This window comes from Phytopseudomonas flavescens (assembly GCF_900100535.1).
GTDB lineage: Bacteria > Pseudomonadota > Gammaproteobacteria > Pseudomonadales > Pseudomonadaceae > Aquipseudomonas > Aquipseudomonas flavescens.
This window is the reverse complement of sequence record NZ_FNDG01000003.1, coordinates 35830-45669: the sequence shown is the minus strand read 5'-3', so window position 1 is coordinate 45669 and position 9840 is coordinate 35830. Positions and strand designations below refer to the sequence as shown.

Genomic DNA, 9840 nt, shown 5'->3' with positions numbered 1-9840 from the left:
CAGATGCCGGCTTTGAAAGGAATTCTGGCGGCCCTGGCCGTGATCAAGCGGGCGGTTGTCATGCGACGCTGCCCGAATGGAATAAACACTCACTCAAGTACGAGATCGACGACGATGCAAAATCTCAGCAAGGCCCCCGCTTTTTCCTCGATACGCACTGCGCTGCTTTCTGCCGTCACCTGCACCAGTGTGCTGCTGGTCGGCTGTGCCGGTATGTCCTCGCCGAGCTCCCAGGTTGCCTCGACCACCCAGGTGGAGTTCTTCCCGCAATGCTACGAGCCCGTGAAACAGCTGCGCAGCTCTGATGAAGCGATGGGCCGCAGTGTCGCCATCGGCGCGGTGACCGGTGGCCTGATGGGCGCCCTGGGTGGCGCGCTGGTCGACGATGAGAAGCGGGGTCGCAACGCGGCCATCGGCGCCGCCGGTGGCGCCCTGGCCGGAGGCGCGGTGGCCTATTACAGCCAGCGCCAGCAGCAGATCACCGACGACAACGCGCGTCTGGCCTCCTACGCCACCGATATCGATACCAACAACCAGGCCATTGACCGCAACATCCGTTACGCCAGCGCCGCGCAGAGCTGCTACCAGCAGGCGTTCACGCAGCTGCGCGCCGACCGCAAGGCGAACAAGATCAGCGACGCCGACGGGCGCAAGCGCCTGGCGGAAATCGTCAGTGGCCTGAGCGAAACCAATGCGCTGTTGGCCAAGGTTGACGGCCGCACCGGGGAAAACGTCAGTACCTACACCCAGGCCTATGAGAAGGATCTGCAGGCCGTTGGCGTGCAGCGCCAGGACGTGACCAAGGTGGCCACCGCCAAGCAGCCGAAACCCACCACCAAGGTGACCAAGGAAGTCATCACCACCGAGCAGTCCCTGCAGAAGGCCCAGGCCAAGCAGAAGGAAAGCCAGCAGGTGGCCAGCCGTGGTCGCACGCTGGTCAGCGAGGTGTGCAGCAACCCGGACATGGGTGACTGGGCGCCGGCCAGCTGCAAGGCCTGACACCTGGCTATACAGAAAACCGCGCCTGGCGCGGTTTTTTTACGTCTGCTGTCGGTCGGCAGGTGCACATTCCGGTGTCCAGTGCCGCTCGTACAGCTCAAGATGAGGATGCTTCCACGCACGGGTTAGGCAGGTCCGCCGACCGCTCGGGACGTTGCTTGCCGGGAATGTGCATGGGTGATTGATGCCGGTCACTATCGGCGCCGCCGTGCTGGGCAATCATGGCGGGTGCCGAGTGGGTGACCAGGCTGTTCGCGGCAGGCGTCGGCGACGCGCTGATGAAGGCGTTTGCCGGTGAGCCCATGCTGCCCCAAGGGGGCATGCAGGGATGCGCGACTTGAGTCTCTACGCACTGCCGTGCAAGACGCGGTGGGCGGATCACCCCGGTTCACAACACTTCTCTCTTAGCCGTTTTGGATTAGCTGATGAACAAGATGATAGTGAGTCTGCTGGTGGCTCTGGGCCTGGTCGGGGCCGTCCAGGCAGCCGGCGATCCGGCTGTGGGCCAGGCCAAGGCCGTGGTTTGCGGAGCGTGTCATGGGGTGGATGGCAACAGCCCGTTGCCGAACTTTCCAAAACTGGCTGGGCAGGGCGAGCGCTACCTGCTCAAGCAGATGCAGGACATCAAGTCCGGTGCCCGCCCTGTACTGGAGATGACCGGCATGCTCGAGCCGCTCGGTGATCAGGACATGGCCGACGTGGCGGCCTATTTCGCCGCTCAGAAAATGACTGTCGGTGCCGCCGATCCCGGGCTTGTGGCACGTGGCCAGGCCCTGTTCCGTGGTGGCAAGCTGGCAGAAGGGATGCCGGCCTGCACGGGCTGCCACTCCCCTGACGGCAGCGGCATCGCCGCCGCCGGCTATCCTCACCTGGGTGGCCAGCACGCCGACTACATCGCCAAGCAACTGACCGCTTTCCGCGAGGGCGAGCGCAGCAATGACGGCGACAGCATGCTCATGCGTGACATCGCCGCCAAGCTCGGCAACAAGGATATCGAGGCGGTCTCGAGTTACATCCAGGGTCTGCACTAGCGCTCATGAGGGGCAAGCGAAGCCGGGCCGGTAGAGGACCTGGCCGCTTGCCCCCGGCTTGAAGGTTGCTCCGTGGGGCGGCTCGCCGAGATCGGCGTGAGGGGGAATGAAAAAGCCGCCGTTGGGCGCCTTTTTCGTTGGCGAGGCGGCTACAATGAAGGAACCTGCCGGGTGGCTATCCAGTCGAAGCGATGCTGTCCGCAGCACCCCCATAGCAAGGAGTCATGCATGCGTAATCTGATCCTTTCCGCGGTTCTGGCTGGTGTCAGCCTGTTCGGTGTCGCTGCTCACGCCGCCGAGATCGAAGCCGGCAAGCAGTATGTCGAGCTGAGCAACCCGGTACCGATTTCCAAACCCGGCAAGATCGAAGTCGTGGAACTCTTCTGGTATGGCTGCCCGCACTGCTACCAGTTCGAGCCGACGCTCAATCCCTGGATCGAAAAACTCCCGGAAGACGTCAACTTCATTCGTATCCCCGCGCTGTTCGGTGGCGTATGGAATGCCCACGGGCAAATGTTCCTCACCCTGGAAAGCATGAAGGTCGAGCACAAGGTACACAACGAGGTGTTCCGCGCCATTCACCAGGAAGGCCGCAAGCTGGCCACGCCGGAAGAAATGGCCGATTTTCTGGTCACCCAGGGCATTGACCGTGATGCCTTCCTCAAGGCCTTCAACTCCTTCGGCGTGAAGAGCCAGATGGAAAAAGCCAAAAAGCTGGCCATGGCCTATCAGATCAACGGTGTACCGGTGATGATCGTCAACGGTAAATACCGTTTCGATATTTCCAGCTCCGGTGGCCCGGAGCAGACCTTGCAAGTCGCCGACCACCTGATCGCCAAAGAGCGGGCAGCCAAGTAACCGGCCCCTACGGAGCGCCCCGCCATGCTGCGCCGCCGTTCGATGCCCCGTCAGGCTGGCCTGTGCGCGCCACAGGTCAACCCGGACTGCACCCCCGACGGCGATTGGCCGCAGAACGGGCGCCTGCGTCTGCTCAGTTTCAACATCCAGGTCGGTATCAGTACCGAGCGTTACCACCATTACCTGACCCGCGGCTGGCAGCACCTGCTGCCGCATCAGGGGCGCGCCGGCAATCTGCAGCGCATCGGCGACTTGCTGGGGGACTACGACATCGTGGCCCTGCAGGAAGCCGACGGTGGCAGCGTGCGCTCCGGCTTCGTCAACCAGATCGAACACCTGGCCCGCCTGGGTACCTTTCCCTACTGGTACCAGCAGCTCAACCGTAATCTCGGCCGTTTCGGCCAGCACAGCAATGGGCTGCTCAGCCGCCTGCGGCCAACGCTGCTCGAGGATCATCCACTGCCCGGCCCGGCCGGTCGTGGCGCGATCCTGCTGCGTATCGGTGAAGGCGACGATGCCATTGCGGTGGTGATGATGCACCTGGCGCTGGGGCCGCGTACGCGCACCCGGCAACTGGCCTATATCCGCGAACTGATCGGTGGCTATCGCCACCAGATCCTGATGGGCGACATGAACACCCACGCCGCCGACCTGCTGGAGCATTCGCCCTTGCGCGATCTCGGCCTGATCGCTCCACAGGTCGAGGCGACCTTCCCGAGTTGGCGACCCCAGCGCTGCCTCGACCACATTCTGCTCAGCCCCGGCCTGGAGCTGGAGCGCGTCCAGGTGCTGGCCCAGCCGATCTCCGATCACCTGCCGGTGGCCGTGGAAATCCGTCTGCCCAACTCCCTTGCTCCACCGTCACCGCCCTGCCTGCGGGAGCCCTGAGCATGGCTGACGATGCCCAGCGCTGGCGCGAGAAATACCTGTCCAACCTTGAGCAGCAGGAGAAACTCGAGCGCCGCTGGGATGCGCGCATCGACTTGCTGCGGCGCGGTCTGGTGCGCAGCAGCCTGGCTGCCGAGGGCTCCGACAAATCGGTCGACCAGTGCATGCAGGATCTGCGTGAGATCCTGCGCCGCGACGATATGGATGCCGGGCTCAGTGCGCTGATTCCACGCCTTGAAAAGACCGTGCTGGATTCCGAGCAGCGTCGTCAGCAACGAATCGAGCAAGTCGCCAGCGGCCTGTCCAGCCTGGTGGCACAGTTGCTGAAGATGGAATTGCCAGGTGATGTCCGCAAACCGCTCAAACGTTACGCCAAGCAGGTCGACGAGCGAGCGCGGCAATCGCGTGAGTTACCTGCTCTGCTGGCCGAACTGAGCCAGTTGCAGCAGCAGGCGCTGACTGTGCTGGGAGCGGAGCAGGTCGAACGCCCCGGTTTCATCGAGCGACTGTTCGGAAACCGTGACGCGCCGAGCCCGAGCACGCCGGCCGAGGTGACCCCTGTCGAGCAGGTCCCTCCACCACAGGACGCACCTGCTGAAGAGGAGCAGGTACAGCCCCCCGTCATCGGCGAACCTGCACCTGCACCTGCACCTGCACTGCCGGCCGAGCCGCTGGCGCCTTCCGCGCCGCAGCAGCCCATCGCGCCTGTGGTGTCGCTCGCCCCTGCGCCGTTGGCCAGCGGCAGGGCACTGCTCGACAGTCTGCCGCTGTCGTCTGCGTTGTTGATGCCAACGCCAGTCGCCGAGCCCGTCGAGCCAGCACAGGCCGTCGCCGTCGATGGGGTTTCGCGAGACGACGGTGCCCAGGCAGAGGTTGCGGCAGGGGACGCGCCGCTGCCGGCCGACCCCGAATATGCCCTGCCGGCCGCGCCTGAGCCCGGCTACAGCGCCATCGCCAGCCATGTCGAAAGCAGCCTGCTCGACTTGCTCGAGGAGTTGCCGCTGCCTGAGCGCCACCAGGCACAGGCCGATGCGCTACGACAGCGCATCACCGCCGGTCTCAACATGTACGAGCTGGTACCGGTGCTGGACGATCTGGGTGTGCTGATGCTGGCCATCGCGGATGTCGGCCAGCGTGAGTTCGAAGGCTATCTCAAGCAGCTCAACGAGCGTCTGGCCGCCTTCCAGGGCAGTCTGCGTGATGTGCACGCCGATTATGCCGACGCCAGCCAGGCCGTGCGTAGCCTGGACAGCGAGTTGCGCCAGCAGGTCGATGGCTTGCACAGCAGTGTGCTCGAAGCCACTGATCTCGACACCCTCAAAAGCCTGGTGGAAAATCGCCTCAGCGGCCTGCTCGGGACGATGGAGCAGTACCAGCAGCAGCGTGACCAGCGTGAGCAGCAGGTGGGGGAGCGCCTGCAGACCCTGGTCGAGCGCGTGGCGAGCATGGAGCTGGAGGCCAAGGGCTTTCGCGATCATCTCGAAGAGCAGCGGCAGAAGGCCCTGCTCGATCCCCTTACCGGGTTACCCAACCGTGCTGCCTGGATGGAGCGCCTGGATCTCGAGCTGGCGCGCTGGCAGCGTTATGGCGGCGATCTGCTGCTGGCGGTGCTGGATATCGACCACTTCAAGCGCATCAACGATGATTTCGGCCACCTGGCTGGTGACAAGGTGCTGAAGATCATCGCGGGTGAATTGTTCAAGCGGCTGCGCAAGACCGACTTCATCGCCCGTTTCGGCGGCGAGGAGTTCGTTCTGCTGATCCCCTCCACGCCCATGGACGGCGGCCTGAAGCTACTCGATACGCTGCGCACCGCGATCGAGAGTTGCCCGTTCCACTTCCGGGGCGAACGGGTCACCATCACCCTGTCTGGCGGTATCAGCGCATTCGCTGCCGAGGAGCGCAGCGAGCAGGTGTTCGAACGTGCCGATCAGGCGCTCTACCGCGCCAAGCGAAGCGGTCGCAACCGCATCGAGCAGGGTTGAAGCGGCCGCCGTTCAGGCATCGCACCTACCGGCTCGGCATTCCCAGGTATCTGCTGCCACGGCCGCCCGCCAGGCGTGGCGAAGGCGCGCTGACCGGCGCCCTACGCCAGCTGCCCCAGGGCGGTTCGTGTAGCGCGCCCGGCAGGCCTGTGCCGGTTGTCGCAAAGCGTGAAGCCGGTAGTCGCCCGGTAAACGAGACGCTGCTAGTCTTGCCTGGCCAAACACTTAATAACCAGATCGACTCGAACCATCATGCCAGGGCGCCTCTCACTTCTTCTGGGACTCGTTGCGTTTGCCTGTCAGGCAAGCGCGCTGACCGTCTACAAGTACACCGATGCCAATGGCGTGGTCACCTACAGTGATCAGGCCGCGCCCGGTGCGAAAGTGTTCGTGTTCAGCGACCGCATGGTGGAAAAGCTCGATAACCAAGTGAAGCTGGAAACCCGCAGGCACGCGGGTGGCGAGACCCTGTTGGTGCGCAACGACTTGTACGCACCGGTTCAGGTGGAGCTGAAGCTCGAACAGGTGGCCAACGCCAGCGGCGTTCCAGGCAAGCCGATCAACTGGGTACTGCCGCCGCGCAGCGAGATCCGCCTGGCCACCCTGGCGCCGCTCGATCCCTCCAAGCCGTTGCGCTATACGCCGAAGCTGGCCTACGCGCTGGGTGACCCGCGCTCGCTACCGATCGATAAGCGTTACCCGTTGCCGTGGCAAGGCGGGCCCTTTCGCCTGACTCAGGGCGCCAACGGCCAGTACAGCCACTTCACCCCGAAAGGGCGCTATGCCATGGATATCGCCATGCCCGAAGGCACGCCTATCGTCGCCGCGCGCAGTGGCATCGTGGTGAAGACCGAGAACGCCCAAAACGGGCGCGGCAACAACCCGTCCGGCAACTTCGTGCGCATACTCCACGACGACGGCACCATGGGCGTCTACCTGCATCTGATGCAGGGGTCGGTGAGCGTGCATGAAGGCCAGCGGATTGCCACCGGGACGCCCATCGCCCGTTCCGGCAATACCGGCAACAGTACCGGCCCGCACCTGCACTTCGTGGTGCAACGCAACGTCGGCATGGCGCTGGAGTCGATTCCCTTCGAGTTCAGCCAGCCGGTGGACAGCTTGCCCAACTTCGCCGTGGGCGGTGACTGAGGCGCCCGGCCATGCAGCCGCCGATTGATCCTCAAGTGCCCTGTGGATAGCTGTCTTTCAGGCTCTGCCCAGGCGGCAACTCACTGCGCAGTGGTCGGAGACGCCAGTACTCATGCTGGCCTCTTCCAGCCGGTAGCCTGGCGTGTGGAACAGCCCATCGACCATGAAGGGGATGTCTCCGGCTCGGTGTAGCGAGCCGTCGATACTGCTGGTGTAGTGCGCCGGTATGCCATCGATGAAGTGCTTGGCGATCATGTCGAAGGTGTCGCGCCCACGTGGGGCGTTGAAGTCGCCTACCAGCAGCAGGTCGCCAGCCTGCCGTGCTTGTGCCTGGGCCAGGTGGATCAGTTTGCCGGCGCTTTCCCGCTGGTATGCCGTGGAGGTGCCGAGCGGGGTCACGTTGAGGTGGGTGACGGCGATGCGCATGCCTCTTACAGTCGCGGTCAGCATGACTTCGGCGATGCTCAGCGGGTCGGCGGTGCGCTGGCCTTGGGCGCTGAAGAAGGCTATTTCGCGAATGCCTTGCGCGCTGCCCGAGTAGTAGTCGGTCGCCACGTCCATCAACGTTTCTGCGCGGGCGATCATACCGACGCCGACCACATTCGCAGGGCCTTCCCCCGGATAGCGCACCATGGGGGCGAAGGACATGCTGCCGCCCATCAGCGCTTCGAAAAACGGAATGTCACGTTCGCAGAGCTCCTGCAGGCAGAGCAGGTCCGGGCGTTCACGATTGACGAAGGCTGCGACTCGCGGCAGGTGTCTGGAGCGTTCGATATTGATGGAGGCGATGTTGAGCGACATGGGATCGGTAAGCTGATTACGGTATGGAAGGCAGCGTGCACAACGCATGGGGCGCTTGAAACATTTCTGCGCGAGGGATGCCGAAGTGTACCAGACGCCCGCCTTAGAAGGCCTGCGTCCTTACCATCCAAGATGACTTCAGGCCCGCCACTCGTGCCCTGCGGGCGGTCAGACGATCCAGATCTGCACCCAGCTCAAGCTAGGCATGGCGCCGCGGTCGACTCCTTATCAAGCTCAGCTCTCCGGGGGCAGCCTGCCCCCGGAGAGCCCTGGGCGGCGAAAAGGGTCCCCCAGATGCTTGGCAGGAGCTGCCTCAGGATATTCCGTGCGCCGCAATGAGGCGCTCAAGCCGGCCGCTTTCGTCAGATATTTCATCCCGTTCCCATCAATCCCATGTTTTCCTCACCGATGCATAGTTGCAACTGACGCAATCTTCCGTATGGCCGAAATTAGCGATAAATGCGCGAAATAGGTGCGATCTGCTCGCTTTTGGTGCCTAATAAGCCAGCTTTTTCGTATGTCCCGATGATATTTTTAATATTTTTCTAACGGCCATCCTTTCCGCCACTATCAGTTCGCAGCAGTAACCAAGTGGCGAAAAAAGGGGATGGTAGTGTACGGACTCGGCGACTGGCAGCAACGTGCTCGGCAGCAACCTTTCATCAGCCAAGCGATTATAGGAGGCCGCCGAGTCGCTGCGCAGTCCGGTGCCACCTTCGCTTCAATCAATCCGGCCACCGGCCAGCTGCTTGCCAACGTCGCGGCCTGTGATGCTGCCGATGTCGACGTGGCGGTACACGCCGCACGGCAATCCTTCGGGGCGGGTGTCTGGTCGCAACGTGCGCCGGTCGAGCGCAAGCAAGTGCTGCTCAAACTCGCTGAGTTGATTCTGGCCAATCGAGATGAACTGGCCCTGCTCGACTCGCTGAACATGGGCAAGCCGGTGATGGATGCTTGGAACATCGATGTACCCGGCGCCGCCGGTGTGTTCCGCTGGTACGCGGAGAGCCTCGACAAGCTGTACGACGAAGTCGCGCCTACGGCGCGCAATGTGCTCGCTACGGTGACGCGTGAGGCGCTGGGCGTGGTTGCGGCAGTGGTGCCGTGGAATTTCCCTCTGGACATGGCCGCCTGGAAACTCGCGCCGGCCCTTGCCGCCGGTAATTCGGTGATTCTCAAACCCGCCGAGCAGTCGCCGTTTTCCGCCCTGCGTCTGGCCGAGCTGGCGCTGGAAGCGGGCATTCCTCCGGGTGTGTTCAACGTCGTGCCCGGATTCGGCGAAAGCGCCGGCAAGGCCCTCGGTCTACACATGGATGTCGATTGCCTGGCCTTCACCGGCTCCACCGAGGTCGGCAAATTCTTCATGGCTTATTCGGCACAGTCCAACCTCAAGCAAGTCTGGCTGGAGTGCGGCGGCAAGAGCGCCAATCTGGTGTTCGCCGACTGCCAGGATCTGGAACTGGCGGCAGAGAAAGCTGCCTTCGGCATCTTCTTCAATCAGGGCGAAGTCTGTTCGGCCAACTCGCGTTTGCTGGTCGAGCGCTCTATCCATGAGCAATTCGTCGAGCGCCTGTTGAGCAAGGCTCGCGACTGGCAGCCGGGCGATCCTCTGAACCCGACCAGCCGCGCCGGTGCCATCGTCGAGCCACGGCAGACCGCTCGGATCATGGCCCTCATCGACGACGCCCAGCGCGAGGGCGCGCACCTGGTTTGCGGCGGGCGGCAGCGCAGCTTCAATGGCTCGGACAATTTCATCGAACCGACGGTGTTCACCAAGGTTTCTCACGCCAGCCGTCTGGCCCGCGAAGAAGTGTTCGGCCCGGTACTGGCGGTAATGCCCTTCGACAGCGAAGACGAAGCCGTGCAACTGGCCAACGACAGCATCTATGGCCTTGCCGCCTCGCTGTGGAGTGACGATCTCAATCGTGCCCATCGCGTGGCGCGCCGCCTCAAGGTGGGCACCGTGTCGGTCAACACGGTTGATGCCCTGGACGTGAGCGTACCTTTTGGCGGCGGTAAGCAATCCGGTTTCGGTCGTGACCTATCACTGCACTCGTTCGACAAATACACCCATTTGAAGACCACGTGGTTCCAACTGCGTTGAGCAGTGGCCAGTAGTGCCGAACCCG

8 protein-coding genes are annotated in these 9840 nt (G+C 63.4%); 7 read left to right on the top strand and 1 reads right to left on the bottom strand.

What is annotated here, in order from left to right:
* The first annotated feature begins 114 nt into the window (after window positions 1-114).
* From tagQ to BLR94_RS04340, 6 genes are all read left to right on the top strand, one after another.
* The gene (gene tagQ, locus BLR94_RS04365) at window positions 115-999 is read left to right on the top strand and encodes a type VI secretion system-associated lipoprotein TagQ (RefSeq protein ID WP_084303553.1); all 885 of its coding nucleotides are present in this window, start codon (window positions 115-117) and stop codon (window positions 997-999) included.
* Window positions 1000-1424: 425 nt separating this feature from the next.
* Window positions 1425-2030: a c-type cytochrome gene (locus BLR94_RS04360; RefSeq protein WP_084303552.1), complete on the top strand. Its 606-nt coding sequence runs from the start codon at window positions 1425-1427 to the stop codon at window positions 2028-2030.
* A 228-nt stretch (window positions 2031-2258) separates the two neighbouring features.
* Entirely contained in the window at window positions 2259-2888 is a 630-nt protein-coding gene (locus BLR94_RS04355; RefSeq protein ID WP_084303551.1) for a thiol:disulfide interchange protein DsbA/DsbL, read from the top strand.
* Window positions 2889-2912: 24 nt separating this feature from the next.
* Window positions 2913-3776, top strand: coding sequence for an endonuclease/exonuclease/phosphatase family protein (locus tag BLR94_RS04350; protein ID WP_167359712.1), 864 nt, complete (start codon window positions 2913-2915; stop codon window positions 3774-3776).
* A 2-nt stretch (window positions 3777-3778) separates the two neighbouring features.
* Complete coding sequence (locus BLR94_RS04345; RefSeq protein ID WP_084303550.1) at window positions 3779-5761, top strand: GGDEF domain-containing protein; 1983 nt, start codon at window positions 3779-3781, stop codon at window positions 5759-5761.
* 252 nt (window positions 5762-6013) lie between these two features.
* Complete coding sequence (locus tag BLR94_RS04340; RefSeq protein ID WP_084303549.1) at window positions 6014-6910, top strand: peptidoglycan DD-metalloendopeptidase family protein; 897 nt, start codon at window positions 6014-6016, stop codon at window positions 6908-6910.
* 57 nt (window positions 6911-6967) lie between these two features.
* Here BLR94_RS04340 and BLR94_RS04335 read toward each other — a convergent pair whose 3' ends face one another.
* Window positions 6968-7711, bottom strand: a complete 744-nt coding sequence (locus tag BLR94_RS04335; protein WP_084303548.1) for an endonuclease/exonuclease/phosphatase family protein — start codon at window positions 7709-7711, stop codon at window positions 6968-6970.
* Window positions 7712-8324: 613 nt separating this feature from the next.
* Between BLR94_RS04335 and BLR94_RS04330 the strand changes: the two genes are divergently transcribed.
* Window positions 8325-9815, top strand: coding sequence for an aldehyde dehydrogenase (locus BLR94_RS04330; protein ID WP_084303856.1), 1491 nt, complete (start codon window positions 8325-8327; stop codon window positions 9813-9815).
* Window positions 9816-9840 lie beyond the last annotated feature (25 nt).

Coding starts and splice junctions, on each gene's coding strand:
- tagQ (WP_084303553.1), top strand. CDS start 115: ATGCAAAATCTCAGCAAGGCCCCCGCTTTTTCCTCGATACGCACTGCG.
- BLR94_RS04360 (WP_084303552.1), top strand. CDS start 1,425: ATGAACAAGATGATAGTGAGTCTGCTGGTGGCTCTGGGCCTGGTCGGG.
- BLR94_RS04355 (WP_084303551.1), top strand. CDS start 2,259: ATGCGTAATCTGATCCTTTCCGCGGTTCTGGCTGGTGTCAGCCTGTTC.
- BLR94_RS04350 (WP_167359712.1), top strand. CDS start 2,913: ATGCTGCGCCGCCGTTCGATGCCCCGTCAGGCTGGCCTGTGCGCGCCA.
- BLR94_RS04345 (WP_084303550.1), top strand. CDS start 3,779: ATGGCTGACGATGCCCAGCGCTGGCGCGAGAAATACCTGTCCAACCTT.
- BLR94_RS04340 (WP_084303549.1), top strand. CDS start 6,014: ATGCCAGGGCGCCTCTCACTTCTTCTGGGACTCGTTGCGTTTGCCTGT.
- BLR94_RS04335 (WP_084303548.1), bottom strand. CDS start 7,711: ATGTCGCTCAACATCGCCTCCATCAATATCGAACGCTCCAGACACCTG.